Raw genomic sequence first — 22,064 nt, forward strand, 5'->3', positions numbered from 1 at the left:
ATGACGAAAAAGCAACTGGTATTTTATAACCGAACCATCAATAAGGGGCAATTGAAGAAGCTGATTGCTCAGGCTTTTGTGAATTATGGGACGGCGCGCAGTGCGGCGGTGGCGGACCATTTGAAGGATTTGGGTTTCCGCTATGCGACGAAGGCGGGGGTGTCGATTAGCGTTGATGATTTGATGGTGCCGCCGACGAAGCGGTCGTTGCTTGAAAGTGCGGAGCTTGAAATCAATAAAACCGAGACTCGCTATGCTAAGGGCGAGATTACGGAGGTGGAGCGTTTCCAGAAGGTAATCGATACTTGGAATGGGACGTCGGAGGCTTTGAAAGATGAGGTGGTGGCGCATTTTAAGTCGTCGGATCCGCTGAATTCGGTGTATATGATGGCTTTTTCTGGGGCGCGGGGGAATATTTCCCAGGTGCGTCAGTTGGTTGGAATGCGGGGGCTGATGGCGAATCCGCAGGGTGAAATTATTGGGTTGCCGATTAAGACGAATTTCCGGGAGGGGCTGACGGTTACGGAGTATATTATTTCTTCTTACGGGGCGCGTAAGGGGTTGGTGGATACTGCGCTGCGGACGGCGGATTCGGGGTATCTGACGCGGCGATTGGTGGATGTGTCTCAGGATGTGATCGTGCGCGAGGTTGACTGTGGCACGACGCGGGGGATTGCGATCGCGAGTATGAAGGATGAGGACCGGATATTGATTCCTTTGTCCGATCGCCTGTTGGGGCGAGTTGCGGCGAGGGATGTAGTGGATCCGAAGACGGGGGAAACCCTTTGTCGGCGGAATGCGGCTTTCGATGATGAGACGGCGGAGAAGATTTTTAAGCGCGGGGTGCAAGAGGTTTTGGTGCGATCGCCCCTGACCTGCGAAGCGACTCGCAGCGTGTGTCAACTGTGCTATGGATGGAGTTTGGCTCACGGCACCCTGGTGGATATGGGAGAGGCGGTAGGAATTATTGCCGCTCAGTCTATTGGCGAACCGGGGACGCAGCTAACGATGCGGACGTTCCACACTGGAGGGGTGTTCACTGGGGAAGTGGCGCGGACTGCGATCGCGACTTTCCCGGGAACGATTCGCTACGATCGCGGATTGCGAGTCAGGTCTTTCCGGACGCGCCACGGAGAGGATGCTTTTGTGGTGGAAAGTCCGAATGGCGAAATCCGCTTGGAAGACGGAGAACGTTCGGAGAGCTTTGCGGTCAACCAGGGTACCGTCATCATGGTGGCCGATGGGGCGACAGTGGAGACTAACAGCTTGCTGGCGGAAGTTCCGCTTGCGGGACGCACGCGCAAGACGACGGAAAAGGCCACGAAAGACGTGGCGTCAGATTTGGCTGGCGAAGTGTATTTCGCGGATTTGGTGTCGGAAGAGAAAACCGATCGCCAAGGAAACACCACCCGCGTTGCGGGACGGGGGGGACTGATTTGGGTGCTTTCCGGGGAGGTGTATAATTTGCCGCCTGGGGCGGAACCCACGGTGAAAAATGGCGACCTGGTGGAGGTGGGTACGCCCATCGCCTTGACGAAGCTGGTGGCGCAGAATGGCGGAATCGTGCGACTGAAGTCGGCGGCGGGGGAATCGCAAGACAGTTTTGCCAGTCCGCGCGAGGTAGAGATTATCACCGCTTCAGTGCTGCTAGACCAGGCCACGGTGCGCTCGCACAGCGGCGGTAGCGGCGGGTTTGTCGGTTCCGGCACGGGAGAGATGGCGGGCGATCGCTATATCATCCAAACGGCGAGCGATCGGATGTTCTCCCTGAAAGCCACGCCGGGGACTAAGGTTCTGAACCATCAAGTGGTAGCGGAACTGATAGACGAGCGCTACCACACCCAGACCGGTGGCATCATCAAATATGCCGGGGTAGAGGTGCAGAAAAAAGCGAAAGCCAAACAGGGCTATGAAGTCGTCAAAGGCGGCACCCTGCTGTGGATTCCGGAGGAGTGCCACGAAATTAATAAGGACATTTCCCTGTTGCTGGTGGAGGATGGCCAATATGTGGAGGCGGCCACGGAAATCGTCAAAGACATCAAGTGCCAAAGCAGCGGCGTCATTGAAGTGACCCAGAAAAATGACATTCTGCGGGAAGTGGTGGTGAAACCGGGGGATTTCCACATGGTGGACGACCCGGATGAGGTGTCGATTCCCAGCGGGAATATTGCCAATCCTGGGGATGAGATTTTGCCGGGGCTGAAGGTGGAAGAGCTGCGCTATGTGGAATACGTGGAAACGCCTACCGGGCCTGGGGTATTGCTGCGCCCGGTGGTGGAGTATGCGATACCGGACGAGCCGGCGATTCCTTCGCAAGAGTCGCTCAATCAACAGGTGGATGCGGCGATTCACCTGCGGGCGGTGCAGCGCATTCCCTATAAAGATGGGGAACGGGTGAAGTCCGTGGAGGGCTTGGAGCTGCTGCGGACGCAGTTGGTGCTAGAGATTACCCAGGATGCGCCGGGACTGGCGGCGGATATCGAGTTGATTCCCCTGGATGAGTCTGAGGTGGCGGCACTGGGTACGCAAGTGGTTCCGGAAACGGGAAGCGAGGATGCCGGGGGCGAGGAGATGTCTGGCGCTGAGGTGGATTCCGAGCGGGTTTCCGGGGCTGGGGTGCAGCAGTACCGGATGCAGTTGGTGATTTTGGAGTCTCTGGTGGTGCGCCGGGATGCGATCGCGGATGCGACCCAGGGGACGACTCAGACGCGATTGCTGGTGAGCGATGGCGATCGCATCGAAGCCGGTGCGGTGGTGGCGCGCACGGAAATCAAGAGCAAGGATGCTGGGGAAGTGCGCGGCATCCGGGAAGGAGCGGAGGCGATTCGTCGGGTGCTGGTGGTGCGCGACGAGGATGCGATGGAAGTGGAAGCGGTTCGCACCCTGGGGGTATCGGCGGGAGACTTTCTGCTGGAAGGAACCGAGGTTGCTCCGGGGGTGAAGCTGGAGGATTCCGGGCAGGTGGTGGATATCCTGGAGGTCCCGAGCGGGTCTGAGGGAGGAGCGCCAGAACCGACGGCGGATGGACCCGAGGGGTCTTCCCAGCTTGCGCCGCGCGAAACTGTGAAACTGAAGCTGCGGATTGCGCGCCCCTATCGGGTATCGCCAGGGGCGGTGCTGCATGTGGAGGATGGCAGTTTGGTGCAGCGCGGGGACCACTTGGTGCTGCTGGTGTTCGAGCGGACGAAGACGGGGGATATTATCCAAGGTCTGCCTCGGATTGAGGAACTGCTGGAGGCGCGCAAGCCGAAAGAGGCTTGCATCCTGGCGAAGGCGGCGGGTATGTCGCAGGTGGTTTATGGCGAGGATGACACGGTGGAGGTGAAGATTGTTGAAGATGACGGGGTGGTGACGGATTATCCGCTCGGTCCGGGACAGAATTTGCTGATTTCTGACGGTCAGCGCGTGGTGGCGGCGGAACCCCTGACGGATGGTCCGGCGAATCCGCACGAGATTGTGGAGATTTTCTTTAATTTGGAGTCCTCTGGGGATAGCGAGTACGAGCGGGCGCTGGAGAGTTTTCAGAAGGTGCAGACGTTTTTGGTGAATGAGGTGCAGTCGGTGTATCGCTCGCAGGGGATTGATATTGCGGATAAGCATATTGAGGTTATCGTGCGCCAGATGACGAATAAGGTGCGGGTGGACGATGGCGGCGATACGACGATGTTGCCCGGGGAGCTTGTGGAGTTGCAGCAGGTGGAACGGGTGAATGAGGCGATGTCGATTACGGGGGGTGCCCCGGCGCGATATACCCCGGTGCTGTTGGGGATTACGAAGGCGTCTTTGAATACGGATAGTTTTATTTCGGCGGCGAGCTTCCAGGAGACGACCCGGGTGCTGACTGAGGCGGCGATTGAAGGGAAGTCGGATTGGTTGCGCGGGCTGAAGGAGAATGTGATTATCGGGCGTTTGATTCCGGCGGGTACGGGGTTTAATGCTTATGAGCTGTCTGCGGAGGCGGATGAAGTGGGTGCCTATGGTGATGGGGTACTCGATGGGGAAGATGAGGAGGAGTTGGCGGATGTGGTGCTCGATGACCGCAGCGCTGGTTCTTTCGATGAGGATGAGGATGATGATGAGGCGTTGCCTGATGAGGATGAGGATGATGATGATGTGATGGAGGGGTCTGATTTGGAGGGCGATGCGGATGATTCGGGGTCGCCCGGTTCTGAGGGTCTGTCCTCTGGGATGAGCCAGGGGTCGGCGGATGATTTTGATGGGGATGATGGGGATGATTTCTACCCGGAGGGGGACGATGATGAGGCGTTTTGATGGGGCGCTGCTGATATGGGCGATCGCTTTTCCCCGGGGGCTGGCTTGAGGGCTTCTCCTTAACTGCGCGATCGCTCAATACTGTGAAGGTCCTTCCCGGTTCCCGGGAGGGGCTTTTTTTTGGGTTGGTTGTTTCGGGTTGGCGATTGGCGATTGGTTGAGGCGGGTTGGCTGCGATCGCGCTCCTCGGAGGGGCGGCGAGTTGGGAGGTTGCGATCGCGGTGGGGGTTGGTGCGAGGGGGAGGCGCGATCGCCAATTGTTTGAATGTCACAGTTTGCCAAACCCTGCGAGCGAATTAAACCGCACCTTGGGGAGTGAGTTGCTGATGGACGCTTGAGGAAGTGACGCCTAACCGCACAGTTTTCTTTGAATCTATCGAAGAATTGTGGATATCGGTTCGGAGTTCTAATAACGGAGTCAATCATCATGCGCGTCTATACTTCTGTTCTTCTGTCTGCTCTTTTGTGTGCGTGTTTTGCCACCACGGGTCAAGCTTTCACAATTCGCGATCGCGCCGGGTTCGAGTCTGTTGATTCTGATTCGTTACTCGTGAGCGCAAATAACTCGGAATGCGGCATTCACGACGGACGTCGTTGCGAATCCTCTTGAGTATAAGGTGGCCAAGCGGCAAGCCTGTAGAACGATGTTGCAGGTTGTCATACCCCAAACACAGGGGGGTAACTTTTCTCCGGTATTGGGAGCGAGAGAAAGCGAGCGATATCATTCTCGGTAGCGGGCGAGAATTTTAAAAGGCGTTCTAGCTTTTGGCTGGCCTCACTTAATGAGTCTGTGAAATTAGCAATCCTTTGTTTTGTCAATCGAAACTATAGTATATTCTTGGTCGTGGCCAACAGATAATCGGCAAGAGTCTGCAAGCCATTCAGATGCGAATCCCCCCTGCCCCTTGAAAAGAGAGGCAGGGGGCATCGTAACTGTTCGATCGGGAAAATGCTGGGGTTAATGTGAGAAAATCGAGGGAATTGGCAATTTGTTAGAGCTTCATAAAATTGGTTTGATTCTCTCTCTTGGGTCGATCGCGTGCTTTGTATTGGGATTCGATCGCAGGCGATATGAACCCTTCTTTTTAAAGAAAAATATGACCGATACCAATGACCCCAAAGTTAGGGAAATAAAGGTTCGATCGCAGTAGCAATCTAACCGGTTAGGTTAGTCACTGTGGGGGTACCCAGTAGCCAGTAGCAGGGTGGCGATGCGTTACAAATCAGGGTTAATTCATCAATTGAGTGATGCCAAGAAAAAGGCGATCGAACAATTAACAGAAAGGTTAACAATGCGGTGCAGTACAGACACAGGAGTGGTGGATTTGGGGGAAATGGGGAAATGACACAGGCGCGTCAGCAAAAGTCCATTCATGCGCCCCGAGAGAGTGTCTTTAAAACACCCAGTTATCCGAGAAATTTACCCCTTTTAGGTGATTTCGATAAAATGCTTACCTGGAGGTGGAAAAGAGGGAAATCCCCAGAGGGTGTGATGTGGCTTCCACTCCCCTTCCCGCGATCGCCATCACTGACTGAGGTGGAGATGGGGGAATTGGGGGATGGGAAGAGAATTCCCTGGGATGGAGGAAAAAGGATCCCGCCGGGGTGATGTTTTTATTTTTGGACTATCCTGAGAATTTTTAGAATTTTTTAATGTCGATCGCCGAGACAGAAGAAAATCCCCGGGGATGGAAAGGGCGATCGCCTCGCAGGCGGGTTTATGCGATCGGTCTGTGAACGCAAAATTTAACCCAAAACCTGCTTCTAGGTGAGCGTTTCATAAAAATCACGACTCTTTTCAAATATCCGTGCGTCTGTAGGATCGGACAACTTTATTCGATGAGGCAAACTCAGGGTACTCTCGCGCGAGGGTTTCGTTGCTGCTGCAGTGCTCTATGACGCCTGAAAAACCGTCACTTTTCAGGGAGTGGCGTATTTTTGCCTTGCCTACGATAGTATCACAACCCACAGGGGGCAATCCCGAGATGTTTTTGCTTGATTCGCGCGGTTTGTCAATTTTAAGACAGTTTACCAGCAATCTTGTGTAGTAAATAACACTCAGCATTTTTTAAGAAATGCAACGAAATTTCTCAGGGGTAGGGATTGCTGAGTCCTTTAGGGGAATTCTGAGGTTATAGAGAATTTTCCGGATAAGCTGAGGGCTGTTTTATCCCCAGCAAGGGGACATCTACTACGCTTTTGCGGAAGCGCGTGCAGCCTAAACACAGGGTGGTGAGGCAAGTTGAGACTCCTCGGTCTGAGTCTGCTTTTCCCAATCCCTCAAGGCTGTTGCCGAATTCGGCTTCGGATTTGCTCTTGGATTCTAACACTTTACTCGATTTGATTGACTTACATGAAATCAAACTTCTTTCTCAAAACCATACACATCTATCACCAACTAGGAGGCGTTATCGATGGATTCCAACAAAAAAATCGCCCAATTGCTCGAACAAGATGCTAACAAAAGCCGCGTGGGTATTCTGATGGCGGTGCATCGCCGAAAAGATATCAATCATTTAGAACGCAGACAACAGCAACGCGCCATCAGTAATGCGATGATAAAGGTAGCGTTAATGTATGGAGAAAAATCATTTAGTAGAGGAGCAATGGTTTTTACTCTCAACGATCGCAGTTTGGAAAAAAGTCCTTATGCAAAATTTGTGGACGTTCTCCGGGGTCTGAGAGTTGTTTGTTTGGCCGGTCCTCCAAATCCAAAAATTCTCACTGCCTATTGGCACCATCAAACGAAACGAAGAGTCTCTAAATCTAGAAGTTACAATTGAATCATACTGGGATAAGTCAAGCGTGACGAGTGAAGCAATTATCAGTTTCCTTCGTCACGCTTGCTGTTTTAATCGGTTTCCTGGAAACCACCTTAAGTGGCAATAATATTTCTATAACAAACCAGCCATACGGCAACATCGGAAAAATCCGCGCCAGTTCGGTTAACTTGACCAACGCCGAGTGAATCGAGGGATAAAAATGTAAGTTAAGGTTGCGGGGGTAGTTAATTCCAGCGTTCGGCGAGGCGATCGCGCACTTCAAAAAAGTCATTCCAGGGAATATAGGACTTTTGGCGTTCTGCGAGATATTCCGCAAGGCGATCGCGGGCAAACACCACCGATGCAGTCAGACCCATGTTTAAATCCGTCACCGAATCGCCAATCGCAACTTGTTCTGCTGCGGGATATTTCTCCATGACTCTTACCTTAGACACCAGTTCTGTATCCGCTTCAAAATCGGAATGTACCTGCAAATATTCCTTGCTCGTGTCTACATCAATGGCGTGAATGGCGAGTACCCGATCCACCAGTTCTCCGAGTACAGTTTCTACTATGACGCGCAACCCGCCAGACACAATGACCACCGGCACCTTTTGTGCTTCGAGAAACTCGAGAAAGGGGACAAAACCGGATCGTATGGGTTCCGATCGCATGAATTCGATGATTTCTGGGTATCGCCGGGAGGGAATGGATTCGAGGATTTGTCGCACTCCCTGGCGTAGGGAAAGGCGCAATGCGTAAATTTCTGGCAGTAACTCTCTGGTCATCTCTGGTGTAAATTTGCGGATCGTTTTGACGAAGGTATCTTCGGTAGTGATGGTGCCATCAAAGTCACAAAAGACGATGTTTCCGGGTTGAGAATAGTTCATTTTTCCCTAGAGTTGTAGTAAGAATGACGCGATCGCCGTAAGTTTATCGTCTGGGATTCTCGATCGCTCATCCAAGCTTCGGTGATTCGAGGCTGGGAGTAAAAGAGTCAGCTAGACAGAAATTACTTCGCCCGAGAGAGATCGCGCCTTGTCAATTGTAGGCATAATGGAAACTTCCTTAAGAATATCCCCAGGATTTTTTATGCCAATAATTTACACTCGCTATCGAGGCGGTTATCTGAAATTTTCCGCGAATGCCATGAGGTCAACCGCGTTGGGGGTGGAGTGGCGGGGAGCTGTAGGGCGATCGTGCCGGAAAGGGAATTGGGGGTAGGGTCAATCAGGGAATTTGTGGAAGCTGTCCCTGGATTTTACAATGGTGAAAGGATTCGATGCAGGCGGATCCGGGCTGAACGTGGCAAGGATTGGGGCGCGATCGCGAAAATCCCAAGTTGCCCTTGTCTCTTTTTTTGCTTTGCGCGTCTGCGGGTTTGAATCGATCGGATAGTATGGAAGGATTTGATTGAGTGGACTATGCCTAAACTTAAAATAACGATTCGAGTTAGCATTCTTGCACTGTTGACGCTGCTGGTTGTCTTGTCTTCCGGTATGGTGGGGGTAGTCTCCTACCTGGGCAGTCAACATTCCATTCGACTGTTAACGATTAATCTAATGCGGGAAATCTCGGATCGGGTAATTGAGAAAACCTTGACTTATTTAAAGGGGGCAGTTCGAGGGTCTCAGCTTAATGTTAGTCTCACCCAAAATGATTTAATTCAACCGGAAAATCGCGACGAGCTGGTTCAATATTTTTCGGGGTTAATGACAGCTAACGAGCAGTTTATTACCCTGACCTATGGCGAAACTTCGGGAGATTTTATCATGCTTAAGCGGATGCCGGATAACAGTTATAGCGTGAAAACGGTAAGCCGGGAGGGTGAGGAAGCGATTAGCACTTGGCAGCACGAGAATAAAGTATGGTCAACTATATATCCAGCCCAAGTGGTGGAACCAGCAGAAAAGGGGTTCGACCCGCGATCGCGCCCTTGGTACGAAAAGGCGATCGCGCAAGGAGAATTTATTTGGACGGACGTTTATATTTTTTACTCCGATCTCCAACCGGGCATCTCTAGCGCAGCACCGATTTACGATAGCGCGGGCAATCTGGAAGGGGTGATGGGAATTGATATTACGATTGCCGAATTGTCTTATTTTTTGGGGAGATTAACCATTGGTAAAGAGGGGAAAGCATTTATTTTTAACGACCGCGATCGCGCGATCGCTTTACCGATTCAACCGGACGAAGAAGTGGTGTCGCAACTGATGCAATCCCCCGACCCAGACATGGAAGGCAACGATCGGACAATCTTGGTAGAAAATGTTAGAGATCCGGCGATCGCGGCTTCGTTTCGGCAGTTCAAACAAACTGTCGCCACCATGCAAAACTCCCCGCTGCAACAGCAAGAGCCATTTTACTTCTCTTTTTATTTGGATGGCACAAAGTACCTGGCCATGTACGCACCGTTTCCGGCACAAACCGGTTTGGATTGGTTTATCGGCGCGATCGTGCCGGAAAAAGATTTTATGGCTCAAGTGCATCTGAATAATGCGATCGCCTTTGCCATGTCTTGCGGTTTGGTTGCTACAGCAGTAATTTTGGGGTTTTTATTCGCGCAAAAAATATCCCACCCTCTGGCACTGCTGGCGCGAGAAACTGATAAAATCAAGCAGTTTAAGTTAACTTCAGACAAAAAAGTAGAATCTTTTTTAATTGAAGTAGAAAATATGGGAGAAGCATTCTATAATATGACCAAGGGATTGCGCTCTTTTAAAAAATACGTGCCGGCTAGCTTGGTGCGAGAATTGATATCCCTGGATAAAGAAGCCTGTTTGGGAGGGGAAAAGCGGGAGTTAACGATTTATTTTTCCGACCTGGCAAATTTTACGGCGATCGCAGAAAATCTAGAACCGGAAAAATTGGTGGAAGGATTAGGCGAATATCTCAGCGAAATGAGCCATATCGTGTTTCGCTATAAAGGAACAGTGGATAAGTATATTGGCGATTCGATTATGGCATTTTGGGGGGCACCGACTCCCTTGGATAATCATGCGGTGCTTGCGTGTCATGCGGCGTTGGCGACTCAGCGAAGAATGGTTGAACTGGCGCTAGAGTGGGAAAAGTCGGGGAAAACAGTCTTTCACGATCGCATCGGGATTGCCACCGGCGATGTGATCGTGGGCAATATGGGTGCAGAAGAACGGCTCAATTATACGGCGATCGGCGATCCGGTAAATTTGGCCAGTCGATTAGAAGGGTTAAACAAGTATTACGGAACGAAAATTCTGATTAGCGAGTCTACCTATGAGCAAGCCCAAGATTATATCGAAGTTCGCTTGCTGGATTTTGTGGCGGTAAAAGGCAAAAGAAAACCGGTGGGCGTCTACGAATTAATCTCGGAAAAAGATAACCTCAGTTCCTACACAAAAATGTTTATACGTCTGTTTTCTGAAGGCGTAAAACTCTATCGAGAGCGACAGTGGAGCGAAGCATTAAAAGTGTTTGAGGAAACCCACCGCTTAGACCCCCAGGATAAAGCCTCGGAAATCTTTATGCATCGCTGTCAAGTGTACGAACAAAATCCGCCGAATGCCGAGTGGAAAGGAGTGTTTGTTTGGCGGGCGGTGCCCACCAGTAATTGGTATGAAAGTTGAGGGTAATTCCTCCTGGATTTTCATCCTAAATCCACTCAACTATTCTCCAATATGTTTTAAGTAAAAATCGTAGGGTAGGCAATGCCCACCGCACCACCACTGGGAAGAGACGGAGCCTCAGTTCAGGTTGACCGGACATGAGTCTGGTAACGAGTCAAAATGCTTTCTTACCCGTTATTTGCCGAACAGATTGGGATGAGTTGGGGCGAGCCAATTCTCGAGGAATTCTCGCAGCCAGAGTTCGGATTCTTTAGCATATAAACGATTATGGTGCAAGTGGCGATCGCGAGATTGCGCGCCGGGTAACGTTAACATATCAGCAGCAAGCCTTGTCCATTTTTTGACCATTTTGCGGGTAATTTCCGGATGAAATTGAACCGCGTAGGCGTTTTTTCCGTAGCGAAATGCTTGATTGGAAAAGGTTTTTCCTGTGGCCAGCAATTGTGCGCCAGCAGGGAGTTCAAATCCTTCGCGATGCCAGTGATAAACGTATTGAGGAAAGGGAAATTGATGTGCGATCGCCTCGGTTGGCGTGATGGGAAAATAACCGATTTCGGCGATACCTTCCGGATGGGGAGACACTTTTGCTCCGAGGACCTTGGCGAGTAATTGCGCGCCCAAACAAATGCCGAAAAATGGCTTTTCTGACTGGAGGGCGATGGGTATCCAGTGCAATTCTTGGCGGATAAAGGGTAAGGTTTCGCTATCGTTGGCGCTCATCGGACCGCCAAAGACGATCGCCGCCAAATGTCCGTCCATTTTGGGGGGGAGTTCGTCTCCTTCGGCGGGACAGCGGATATCGAGTTCGTAGCCTTTCTGCTGGAGAACTTCCCCCACCAGTCCCGGGGTTGATGTTGCTTGATGGAGGACAATCAGAATCGGTTTCATCGGTTCGCTCGGGCTTTTTTCTAGCTATTTGTTTACCTTTTTCAGTGTAGTTCAGTTTGAATTATTCCGGGGTATCGGTTGCTGCATTCCTCACTCCTGTAGTGGGCGCAGTTGGAGTGCGAATGAAACCTGCTATATTCCCTGGGAGGAAAGCAGGAGAATTGCGCCGATCGCCCCTCGGGGCGCAGTGGGTGGTATTTGAAGCCTAGGGCACAAAGAGAATAGGGGATTTGGGTTTTCGCGGATTGGCGCGGTAGGGGTTGAATTATGGTGTCACAGCTCTGGGAGATTTTCGAGAAATTTTACGACTTTATGGTTCCGGAAAGGCAGCTTATGCTATGGTAATTGAAAGTGTAAATGTAATCCCTAGGTTTTCTAAGTTCTATGACTTCTAATTCTTCCCAGGAATCTCCAGTGGCCAATTCTTCAAAAGAGGCGATCGCCGAAGCGAAAACCGAAATTTTCCCCGGGGAGGTGTTTGCTAATACTGCGGATTTCGACTCGGGAATTCGGCAGCTTTTGCCCCGATATGATGAAATTTTAGACAGCCTGGTGCGCTGTATCCCGGGAAACAGCAAACAGATATTAGAACTGGGTTGCGGTACGGGAGAGCTAAGCTTAAAGCTGCTGTCTCGCTATCGGGAAGCGGAGTTAGTTGCGGTGGATTATTCTTCGCGAATGCTAGAAGTCGCGCGGACAAAAATCGAAGCGGCGGGTTATGCACAGCGGGTGAAATGGATAGAGGCGGATTTTGGCAATTTAGCGAATTTACAGGTGAACATTGCGCCGAGTGCAGGGTTTAATGCCTGCGTTTCATCTTTGGCAATTCACCATTTGAGCGATCGCATGAAATTGAAGTTATTTGGGTGGATTTGTGACAATCTGGCGCAAGGCGGCTGTTTTTGGAATGCGGATCCGGTTTTACCGGAATCTCCTGCTTTAACCGAGGTTTACAAGACAGTGCGCGAGGAATGGGCGCAAGCTCAGGGAACGACATTAACCGAGGTGCGGGCGAAATTGGGTAAAAGTGTCAGCCAAGGGTATTCTTCCCAAGACCAATTAGCGAGTTTATCGGCTCATTTGGATATGCTGAAAACCGCAGGGTTCGAGGTTGCGGAGGTGCCTTGGAAATATTTTGGATTGGCGGTGTTTGGCGGGTTTGTATCGAAAGCATAAGTGGTCGGAAAAACAGCGATCGCGACTTAGGCGATCGCTGTTTTTCTTTGTGTAATTGTCGAGAGAGATTGGGGATTAAATATAAATGAACGCTTAGCAAACCATTGGCGAGAGGAGGGATAGCTAGGAGATAAACACCGGTTATTTTACCTGTAGGGTTTAAGATTAGTGTTGGGCACCGCCAGCGAATCTATCTAGAGGAATAGATTGGGGAAATTGCAGTTCAAAAAGCGGACACCCTTTCTTTTTGGAACTATTTATGCCACAATAGAGAGTGTTTTATCCAAAACTACCGAAAAGCGTTTCCCAAATTTTCCTCAAGTCAGCGAACAGATCGATGATAAACTTATCCCGTTCCTCTGTTTTCCGCTATAGTTTTGCCGGATTAGCCGTTTTCCTGACAATCTTTCTCAAGTTGCTGCTCTCGTCTGCGATCGGTGGCGAGTCGCCGTTTGGGTTGTTGGGGGGGGCGATCGCCGTCAGTACCTGGTATGGGGGTCTGGACGCCGGAATTCTGGCGACGGTTTTGGCGGCCCTGTGCGGCGATTATTTTGTTGTCGGTCCCGCCTATTCCCTTTTCGGGGGGTCGGGGTCGCAATGGTTGGCATTAGGGCTGTTTTTATTAGAAGCTGGGGCGATCGTCGGGGCGATCGCAGCGGTAAAATCCAGGAGGGTCGATCCCTTGCGCCAGGTGGCGGAAAACTACTCGCAAGCGCTGTGGATCGCCGATCGCCATCTGAGGGAAATTGTCTACGTCAGTCCGAAATACGAGCAACTCTGCGATCGCCCGGCACGGGGTTTTTACGATCGCCCGGATGCGTTTGTAGAGGCGATTCATCCGGAGGATCGCGATCGGGCGCTTTCCGCATTAGAACAGCTTCCGGATGGGGAGTATGAGACACAATATCGCCTGGTTCGCCCCGACGGATCGATTCGGTGGGTGCGGGTGCGGGTGGGAACCCTGGGCGATCGCGCCCCAAGTGAGAATTCGGTGGTGGGACTGGTGGAAGATATCTCCGAAACCAAACAGGGCGAAATCCAGTACCAACAAGCTAACGAACGCTTCCAAATTGCGGCCCAAGCTGTAAATTGCGTCATCTATGAATGGAATCTGGAGACGAACCAGGTGCAACGCAGTGAAAGTTTATACGAACTGTTAGGGTATCGTCCGGAAGAGGTGGAAGCTACCAAAGGCTGGTGGCGATCGCGCATTCATCCGGAGGATCTGATTCACACTTTCGACCAAATACAGGAGGCGATCGCCAATGACAGCCGCTTTGAGATAGAATATAGACTGCTGCATAAAAACCAGGGCTACCTGTACGTCTCCGACCGAGGGGCGATCGTCCGCAATGCTGCCGGAAAAGCAGTTCGCGTTATCGGCAGCACGTTAGATATCAGCAAAGACAAAGAAATCGAAGCCGAATTACAAACCCGAGAAAAACTGTTCCGCACTTCTGTGGAAAACCTGCTCGATTGTTTTGGTATTTATTCGGCGATTCGAGATTCCTCGGGCGAAATTATAGACTTCAAAATTGATTATGTAAATGCTGCCGCCTGCATCAATAACCGATTGACCCGAGAACAACAAATTGGGAAAAACCTCTGCGAAATCTTTCCCGCGCACCGGGACAATGGGTTATTTGAAGAGTACCGGAAAGTGGTGGAAACTGGAGAACCTTTGGTGAAAGAATCCCTCATTTATGAAGATAACTTCGGGAAAAATTATTTATCCCGAGCTTTCGATATTCGAGGGGTTCGCTTTGGAGATGGTTTTGTAGCCACCTGGCGCGATATTTCCGATCGCAAGCGCACTGAGGAAGAATTGTCTCGTCGGGAACGGGAATTCAAAGCATTGGTGGAACATTCACCGGATATTGTGGCGCGATTGGACCGAGAACTGCGCCACCTGTACGTGAGTCCGGCGATCGAACCCGTTACTGGGATAAAAGCGCAGGACTTTATCGGCAAAACCCATGCAGACTTAGGCTTTAGCACAGAAAAAACCGCTGAGTGGGAAGCGAATCTGCAAGAGATATTTGCCACCGGTTGCGAGCGCGTGCATGAATTTGATTTTAGCGGACCGGGTGGGGTGACAAATTATTTTCAATCCCGTCTGATTCCGGAATGTGCGGCGGATGGTTCCGTGGAATCGGTGCTGGCTGTGACGCGCGACGTGACGGATTTCAAGCGATCGCAAATTGCCTTACTCGAAAGTGAAGAACGCCTGCGGATGGCCCTGGAAGGGGCGAATTTAGGACTGTGGACTTACGAGATTTCTCGGGGAATCATGTTAGTTTCCGAGGAAAGCAAACGACTGTTCGGGTTAGAGGAAGAAACATCGGAACTTGAGTTAGAACGAGTCATGCAGTGCCTGCATCCAGACGATCGCGAGCGAGTACGGCGGGCGCTCGCTACTGCGATCGTGCAACAGCAGGATTACGATATCGAATATCGCATTATCTGGCCCGATAGCACTTGGCGCTGGATCGCCGCCAAAGGACGGGCGTATTACGATGAACGGGGTCGGGCAACTCACATGAGCGGCGTGCTTCTCGATATCACCGAGCGCAAACAGGCAGAGTTCGAACGCGATCGCTTGCTCAAACAACTGGAGTTCGAGCAGCAATTGTTAAAAGCAGTGCTACAACAGATGCCCGCCGGGGCGCTCGTTGCCGAGGCTCCTTCCGGGAAAATTATACTCTGCAATACCCAAGCGGAGAAAATCTGGCACGCTCCCATGCCCCAGTCGCAGAACGTAGAGGAGTATCAAGCGTATCTCGGGTTTCACCCGGACAATCGCCCCTACGAGCCGCAGGAATGGCCGATGGCGCGGGCGATCGAACGCGGAGAAATCGTCTCCGAGGAAGAAATCGAAATCCGGCGCGGGGATGGGGAAGCGCGAATCGTCTGCGTGAGTGCCAAACCGGTGCGAAATCTGGCCGGTCAAATCCTGGCCGGCGTTCTCACGTTCTACGACCTCACCGATCGCAAGCAAGCGGAACGGGAGCGGGAACGATTGCTGGCACAAGCGCAGCAAGCACGCGCCGCAGCAGAAGCCAGCGAGCAGAAATATCGGATTTTGGCAGAAGCGATTCCGCAGATGGTGTGGACCGCTAGACCCGATGGCTGGCTGGATTACTACAATCAACGCTGGTTTGATTATACGGGCTTGGGACGTAAGCAAAGCGAAGGGTGGGGATGGGAAACTGTGCTGCATCCGGAGGATTTGCATGAATGCGTGGCTCGCTGGCGCGAAGCGCTGGAAACCGGGGAAGCCTATGAAATCGAGTGTCGGATTCAGCGCGCCACGGAAGCAGCGTATCGCTGGCACTTAGCGCGGGCGCTGCCCTTGCGCGACCCCCAAGGGCAAATTGTTAAGTGGTTTGGTACCTTTACCGATATTCACGATCGCAAGCAGGTGGCGGCAGAACGGGCAAAAGTGCTGGAACGGGAACAAGCCGCCCGGGCACATGCAGAATCGGCAAGCCGCATGAAAGACGAGTTTTTGGCCATTGTGTCTCACGAGTTGCGAACTCCCCTGAATGCGATTTTGGGCTGGGCGCGGTTGCTCCGCAGTCGCAATTTCGACTCCGCGCGCACTCAGAAAGCGCTGGAAATTATCGAACGCAATGCTAAGGCACAAACCCAACTGATTGAAGATTTGTTGGATATTTCGCGTATCATTCGCGGCAAAGTGCGCCTGCATCGCCAAGCGATCGATTTACAAGTTCCTATCGAGGCGGCAATGGAGACGGTGCGCTCTAGCGCACAAGCCAAACAGATTCAACTGGAGTGCGAGTTGGACGCTGTGGGTGCGGTGTCTGGAGATAGCGGTCGCTTGCAGCAAATTATCTGGAACTTGCTCTCCAATGCGGTGAAGTTTACCCCAGATGGCGGCGGGGTGAAAGTGCGACTGCAGCAGGTGGACAGTATGGCGCAACTTCAAGTCATCGATACCGGGAAAGGCATACCTGCCGAGTTTCTCCCGTATGTGTTCGAGCGCTTCCGTCAGGCAGAAAGCAATACCACGCGATCGCATGGTGGCTTGGGCTTGGGTTTGGCGATCGTTCGCAACTTGGTAGAACTGCACCAGGGCACTATTCGCGCCGATAGTGAGGGCACGGGATGCGGTACCACGTTTATCCTCGAGTTTCCCTTGGTGAACGAACCGCGCGATCGCGCTGACGGGAACATCATCGCTACTTTTACTGACCCGGGGGATGGATCCGAGGCTCTATCCGGGATTAAGGTGCTAATCGTCGATGATGAACCCGATGCCCGGGATTTCCTGGTTGCCGCACTGGAAGAATATGGCGCACAAGTGACCGCCGCCTCCTCTACCCCGGAAGCGATCGCTCTGTTAGCGCAACTGCAACCTACGGTGCCGATCGGCGATATCGGAATGCCGGGAGAAGATGGTTATACCCTCATCCGGCGCGTGAGAGCGCTGTCCCCGCAGCAAGGTGGCGACATTCCCGCCGCCGCTCTCACTGCCTACGCCCGCGAAGAAGACCGCATCCGCGCGCTTTCCGCCGGCTATCAACTGCATGTGCCCAAACCCATCCAACCTCAGCAGTTGGTTTCCGTGGTGGCAAATTTGGCTCGGAAAGTGGGGGATTAAAGCGGGGAATTGAAATCGCGCCGAGTCACAGACTTTAGCGTGGGGCGACAGCGCTATAGTCCGCCTGCGCGGACTATTTCGTTCGGTTGTCTCGCTTATACCGCTCCAAAATTATGTATTATGCTGCCGGAATCATACATCAATGTGAAAGAAACACAGATGATTGAAATTCTTGAGTTTGATTGGCTTAATTCTCCACTTTTCTGCCCGTTAGTAAATAGGTTTTCATTTCTCCTTTTCCTTTAACTTTAACTAGCCCTCGTTCTTGAAATAAATACTCGTTTTTCAGTCGATTGTAGGTGTCTTCGGTGACTTGGATGGCCCCGGGGATGCCGTGGGATTCCATGCGACTGGCGAGGTTTACCGTGTCTCCCCACAGGTCGTAAATAAACTTTCTGATGCCGATTACTCCCGCCACCACCGGACCGGTGGCGATGCCGGTGCGGATGCTAAAATTTTGTTGCGTGTTGGCGTTGAAGCTGGCGATCGCTTGTTGCATATCTAAAGCCATATTCGCGATCGCTTGGACGTGGTCTTCCCGATCTTCTGGTAGTCCCGCTACCACCATATATGCATCGCCAATGGTTTTGATTTTTTCTAAATCATGCAAATCCGCCAAGCGATCGAACTCGGAAAAAATCTGATTGAGCAATTCCACTAATTCCGGCGGCGAGATGCGCGAAGAAAGTTCCGTAAACCCGACAATATCGGCAAACAACACGGTCACATCGGTAAAACTATCCGCCAGAGTTTTCGGTTCTGATTTCAACCGTTCCACAATCGATTGCGGCAAAATATTAAGCAACAAACTCTCGGAGAGTTTTTGTTCGGCTTCGAGTTTGTGGTAGGCTTCTTCTAAATTGCGACGGGCTTTAAATTCGGCTTTTTGTAAGCTTTCGTACAGATAAACCGACAAATCGCCGACAAAACAAACCCAGAAGAAATATAAGGCTAAAACTGCCGGACTCATCCAATCGGCGGGGGTGGACAATTGAACGCCCACGGCGGTATTGAGACCGAGATAGTAGGCAAAAACGCCGAGTTGGGAAATCAGGTGGAGAGACCAGCGAACCGGAATCAGGGTAGCTTGTCCGAAAAACATTAACGTCCAAACGAGAATATCGGGTTCGGCACTACCGGTTAAAGTGTAGGGAATTTGGGGGATAATGGTGACGGACCAGTAAAATCCCAGGAAAATGGCACTGGGGTAGCGACGACCAAAAGAACTGCGCTGTAGCAGCAAAAAGACCAGCAAACTGATTTCGATCGCCACCTGCGATCGCACCCAGTCGGGTCTAAACTCGTGGGTTTGAAACAGTAGGTTGCCCAGTTGCAAAAGGGTGGATGAGAAAAAGGCAACCAGGGCAATCCACAATCCCAAACGCAGGCGCTTTCGCATGAAGCGCGATCGCCACGCCTCATACTCCGCTTCGGTGGATTCGGTTTCCAAGTCCCTGTATTGAAACACCCTTCTCACCAGAGAGGGCAACTGGGTATTCTCCATAAATTCTTCCTGCATTGATTGATGCCACCCGCTTGACGTCGGTTTTTGCCCATATCACTTCCCTTAGTTTGCCTCAGAATCGTTACAATGCGGGTTTATAGGTGTAGTCTAGCTAACCATTTTGCCACTTCATCTTTCCCCTTTTACCCACCAGCGGCGAGATTCCCGGTTTTTGCCTTGATTTTTGAAGAATTGCTAAAATCGGCAATTTTCGCTTGCTTTTTTTGCCTTTTTGTGCATCGGCCAACCTTTCGGGACTCCACTGCGCCCCCCACCCCAACCCAGGGAACCGGTGACCCAGGGTAGGGGAAATGGCGAAAAAGGGGAAGATAAAACCCGGGCGATTGAAGGGGACTAATTTTTTTTACCTATTCGTCCCGAGTTGATATCATAAGCACTGATGCAAAATAATTTACAGGGTTTGGTTTCACTCGTTCCCACCAGGGGGGAATGCGCCACCCGATCTACCGCTTTATCATTTTTAAATAATTAAAATCCGAATCTCCCCTAGGGTTAAGGCATAGTCCTGTGCTGAAAAAATTGGCAGCGAGCTAAAATCACAAAAGCGGTAAATTTCAATCCGCCAGGTTGATGTAATATAACAATGTGATAGATTAATTTCCCACTGCTGAATGCATCGCCCCTGGGTTGCCGATGGAGACAAATGCCGCCCAATATTGTGGATGGAGAAAAGGCCGATCGCGGTCTGGTTTTTGGCGCAATTCGCACAATAATTGGGCACTGGGATAACTGACGCGCTCCACTGCCGCGATCGCCGCCTCGGTTAACCAGTGCTGGCGCAGTTCTGCCACTGTTATATATTTTAAGTGTGCCTGGGCTTCTTCTAGAGCCTTGGTGCGCGGCATTCCCCGGTCTAGCACATTTTGATAAAACCGCTTCATCAAAATCGCCGTAGGGACATCGGGAACTTTCCACAGACTCATCACCACAGTTTCCGCACCTGCCAGGATGAGCGATCGCCGCAAACCGAGAACCCCTTCCCCAATCGCCAAATCTCCCAACGCCGTATCGCAAGCGGACAACACCACCAACTGCGTCCCGGTCAAATCCAAGGTTAGCGCACCTTGTGCTGTGAGTAGGGCATCCTCAGCCTCCGCAGGCAACTCCCCCGCTTGCAATGCCGTATTCGCCCCGGCAAACGCCAACCCCGATCGCGTCATCGGATCCTGCAAGCCGGCGAAATCCATTGGCGATGGACTCATGGGAAATGAGGGCAGAGGGAGGCGAACATTTTCCAGAAAATAGCCGTGAGTGGCGATATGAACGATTTTCGGCGAGTGACACTGCGAGAGCAAAGACTTCACCGCCTGCGCCTCCGTATGTATCGGCACATCCAATAGCTGGGCAATGTTCTCTGCCTCAATTTTCGTCCCCGGCAGGGGTTTGAACCGATCGCCTTGCTTGTGGCGCTGTAATTCTTCCGAGAGCGATCGCATATCCCGACCCCCCGCCCCAGGGGTCTGGGTGGCGAAATTCTCACTCTGACCGGATGGGGGAGTTTCCCCAGTTTCCACCCGCAAATTATAATCCGGATTCGCGATCGCCAAAGGTGCGGTATGGTTCACCGGAATCGGGAAATTGAAACGCAGCAAATCCCGTCCCCCACTCAGGTAACGCAAAGCGTATTCTGCCATCAAATATGCCGTACCCTCTGCCGACAAAATCCCAAATGGCAGGGTTGCCAGTTCCCCATCCGGGGCGATATAAAGCGTCTGCTGCGGTTGTAGATATGGCTTGAGCGGGTGGATGAGTTTTCGATACAACGCTTGCCCTTCCGGTGTGGTGAAGGTTTCCGGTATGTGAGGCAATTGCCTTGTCCCCACCGGGGTTTCCTCCTCAATTTCCCCCAAGTCCAACGCGCGATCGCCCTCTCCCGAAACCGACTTGCGGAACCTCCGACACAGGCGATCGATATCCTCCGCCTCTCCTAAATCCACCATTTCCACCCCTTCCGCATCCCCCGCAGACAACACAAACGCCAGATACCGCGCCGGCAACCATTCTGCATCGCCATTCGCTTTCACTGCTTTGAAATTATATACCTGAAATCGCGCGAACTCCACCAGAGTTGAGCCTTCGGGGAGAATATCTGCAATGGCGTGGCGACTGGCATTGTTTAATTGCACTTGCAGGTTCATTTCCGGAATTTGGCGACTGAGCGATCGTTCGACTTCCTCTTGTTCCCGGGTCAACTGGGCCAATTGTTCCCGATACGCCGGCAACCCTTCCCATTGCGTCGGCACCTGCCAAGTATAATAGGCTCTTTGCTGAGTCAATTGCCGCAATTTCTCGAATTCTGGCTTGAGGTGAGGGTAACGTCCCCCATAAATCGAAGTTCGCAGCACAATCCCCGCTTCTGTCGCCAACCCCTTGCGCCGCAACACCAAATCCAACCCCGCCCGTTTCCCTGCTGCATCCTGCGGCAAGTATTGCGTGACGAGAGAGAGAAAAACGTACAAGTCACTTTGGTTTTGCTGCATATATTCCAGGCGTTGCCTGTCACTGCTAATGGATAAGATTTCGCCGATAATCCGGGTTTTGATTTGTGCGGCTTCCTGCATGAGTTGGAATGCTTCGTGAGGGCAATCGGTTGCCGCCATCAATCCCGCCAAATTGTTCAAACTGGTAGCATAGTGGGGATGATTCTCCCCCAACTGTACTTTGCGAATCTCTTTCGCTTGCAGGAAAAGCGGTTCGGCATCGGCATACCGCCCCATTTCGTCGTACAATAGCGCCAAATTGTTCAAACTGGCGGCATAGCGAAAAGGGCTAAACGAGAAGCGCTTTAATTGATGCAAGACTTCTTCGGGTGGGGTCTGTGCTAAATATGACTTCTGCCAATTTATCAAGTAAGAATGTATTTTTCGCTGCAGTTTTTTAAACACAAGCAAACCTCTAGTTATTCTGTAAGCTAATCTGTGGTTATCTCAAAATTCCACCGATTCCATTGTCTAATATTCCCAAACCCAACCCCGAACAGTCAAGCAATCTGCCGCCCGATCGCTGGGCGCAGTTCGAGGATGGGTTTAAACTCACGCCGGATCGGGGGGTAAACTAAGGAAATGACATGTTACATCGGTTGCATCACCCGGCGGGGACTTAAGTCCCCGCCTTATAGTTAAAGTCGGTTATAAACCGACTGAAAGCTTTACAGGACAAATATTTTAGTCGGTTTCAACCGACTTGAGCTGTTATACGGGGGATTTATCCCCCGT

The 22,064-nt window shown here is 51.6% G+C and carries 13 protein-coding genes; 6 read left to right on the forward strand and 7 right to left on the reverse strand.

Annotated features, from left to right (window positions below; genetic code table 11):
* Nucleotides 1-4,272, forward strand: a complete 4,272-nt coding sequence (locus tag AC0QH1_RS10135) for a DNA-directed RNA polymerase subunit beta'' (protein ID WP_324630965.1) — start codon at nt 1-3, stop codon at nt 4,270-4,272.
* 59 nt (nt 4,273-4,331) lie between these two features.
* Here the strand turns inward: AC0QH1_RS10135 and AC0QH1_RS10140 are convergent, their stop codons facing one another.
* A complete protein-coding gene (locus tag AC0QH1_RS10140) occupies nt 4,332-4,544 on the reverse strand; it encodes a hypothetical protein (RefSeq protein WP_324630966.1) in 213 nt (70 codons plus the stop codon).
* Nucleotides 4,545-6,404: 1,860 nt separating this feature from the next.
* Nucleotides 6,405-6,602, reverse strand: a complete 198-nt coding sequence (locus tag AC0QH1_RS10145) for a hypothetical protein (RefSeq protein ID WP_324630967.1) — start codon at nt 6,600-6,602, stop codon at nt 6,405-6,407.
* Nucleotides 6,603-6,686: 84 nt separating this feature from the next.
* Here AC0QH1_RS10145 and AC0QH1_RS10150 point away from each other — a divergent pair, with 84 nt between their 5' ends.
* The gene (locus AC0QH1_RS10150; protein WP_324630968.1) at nt 6,687-7,055 is read left to right on the forward strand and encodes a DUF4258 domain-containing protein; all 369 of its coding nucleotides are present in this window, start codon (nt 6,687-6,689) and stop codon (nt 7,053-7,055) included.
* A gap of 29 nt (nt 7,056-7,084) precedes the next feature.
* Nucleotides 7,085-7,240 carry a hypothetical protein gene (locus tag AC0QH1_RS10155; RefSeq protein WP_324630969.1) on the forward strand — a complete coding sequence of 52 codons (156 nt, stop codon included), beginning with the start codon at nt 7,085-7,087 and terminating at the stop codon, nt 7,238-7,240.
* Nucleotides 7,241-7,279: 39 nt separating this feature from the next.
* Here the strand turns inward: AC0QH1_RS10155 and AC0QH1_RS10160 are convergent, their stop codons facing one another.
* A complete protein-coding gene (locus AC0QH1_RS10160) occupies nt 7,280-7,924 on the reverse strand; it encodes an HAD-IB family phosphatase (protein WP_324630970.1) in 645 nt (214 codons plus the stop codon).
* A 534-nt stretch (nt 7,925-8,458) separates the two neighbouring features.
* Between AC0QH1_RS10160 and AC0QH1_RS10165 the strand changes: the two genes are divergently transcribed.
* A complete protein-coding gene (locus tag AC0QH1_RS10165; RefSeq protein ID WP_324630971.1) occupies nt 8,459-10,636 on the forward strand; it encodes an adenylate/guanylate cyclase domain-containing protein in 2,178 nt (725 codons plus the stop codon).
* A gap of 174 nt (nt 10,637-10,810) precedes the next feature.
* On the opposite strand, the gene AC0QH1_RS10170 is transcribed toward AC0QH1_RS10165, so the two are convergent.
* Nucleotides 10,811-11,524 (reverse strand): glutamine amidotransferase-related protein, encoded by a 714-nt coding sequence (locus AC0QH1_RS10170; protein WP_324630972.1) that lies wholly within the window; start codon nt 11,522-11,524, stop codon nt 10,811-10,813.
* Between the two features lie 384 nt (nt 11,525-11,908).
* Between AC0QH1_RS10170 and AC0QH1_RS10175 the strand changes: the two genes are divergently transcribed.
* The gene (locus AC0QH1_RS10175) at nt 11,909-12,700 is read left to right on the forward strand and encodes a class I SAM-dependent methyltransferase (RefSeq protein WP_324630973.1); all 792 of its coding nucleotides are present in this window, start codon (nt 11,909-11,911) and stop codon (nt 12,698-12,700) included.
* 337 nt (nt 12,701-13,037) lie between these two features.
* On the forward strand, nt 13,038-17,324 hold the full coding sequence (locus tag AC0QH1_RS10180; RefSeq protein WP_324630974.1) for a PAS domain-containing protein: 4,287 nt from the start codon (nt 13,038-13,040) through the stop codon (nt 17,322-17,324).
* Nucleotides 17,325-17,511: 187 nt separating this feature from the next.
* Here AC0QH1_RS10180 and AC0QH1_RS10185 read toward each other — a convergent pair whose 3' ends face one another.
* The 3 genes from AC0QH1_RS10185 to AC0QH1_RS10195 form a co-directional block, all read right to left on the reverse strand.
* Nucleotides 17,512-18,828 carry an adenylate/guanylate cyclase domain-containing protein gene (locus tag AC0QH1_RS10185; protein ID WP_324630975.1) on the reverse strand — a complete coding sequence of 439 codons (1,317 nt, stop codon included), beginning with the start codon at nt 18,826-18,828 and terminating at the stop codon, nt 17,512-17,514.
* Nucleotides 18,829-18,940: 112 nt separating this feature from the next.
* Nucleotides 18,941-19,075, reverse strand: a complete 135-nt coding sequence (locus AC0QH1_RS10190) for a hypothetical protein (protein WP_324630976.1) — start codon at nt 19,073-19,075, stop codon at nt 18,941-18,943.
* 367 nt (nt 19,076-19,442) lie between these two features.
* Nucleotides 19,443-21,734: a CHAT domain-containing protein gene (locus tag AC0QH1_RS10195; protein WP_324630977.1), complete on the reverse strand. Its 2,292-nt coding sequence runs from the start codon at nt 21,732-21,734 to the stop codon at nt 19,443-19,445.
* Nucleotides 21,735-22,064 lie beyond the last annotated feature (330 nt).

Source organism: Phormidium sp. CCY1219, from assembly GCF_055795085.1.

Coding starts and splice junctions, on each gene's coding strand:
- AC0QH1_RS10135 (WP_324630965.1), top strand. CDS start 1: ATGACGAAAAAGCAACTGGTATTTTATAACCGAACCATCAATAAGGGG.
- AC0QH1_RS10150 (WP_324630968.1), top strand. CDS start 6,687: ATGGATTCCAACAAAAAAATCGCCCAATTGCTCGAACAAGATGCTAAC.
- AC0QH1_RS10160 (WP_324630970.1), bottom strand. CDS start 7,924: ATGAACTATTCTCAACCCGGAAACATCGTCTTTTGTGACTTTGATGGC.
- AC0QH1_RS10165 (WP_324630971.1), top strand. CDS start 8,459: ATGCCTAAACTTAAAATAACGATTCGAGTTAGCATTCTTGCACTGTTG.
- AC0QH1_RS10170 (WP_324630972.1), bottom strand. CDS start 11,524: ATGAAACCGATTCTGATTGTCCTCCATCAAGCAACATCAACCCCGGGA.
- AC0QH1_RS10175 (WP_324630973.1), top strand. CDS start 11,909: ATGACTTCTAATTCTTCCCAGGAATCTCCAGTGGCCAATTCTTCAAAA.
- AC0QH1_RS10180 (WP_324630974.1), top strand. CDS start 13,038: ATGATAAACTTATCCCGTTCCTCTGTTTTCCGCTATAGTTTTGCCGGA.
- AC0QH1_RS10185 (WP_324630975.1), bottom strand. CDS start 18,828: ATGGAGAATACCCAGTTGCCCTCTCTGGTGAGAAGGGTGTTTCAATAC.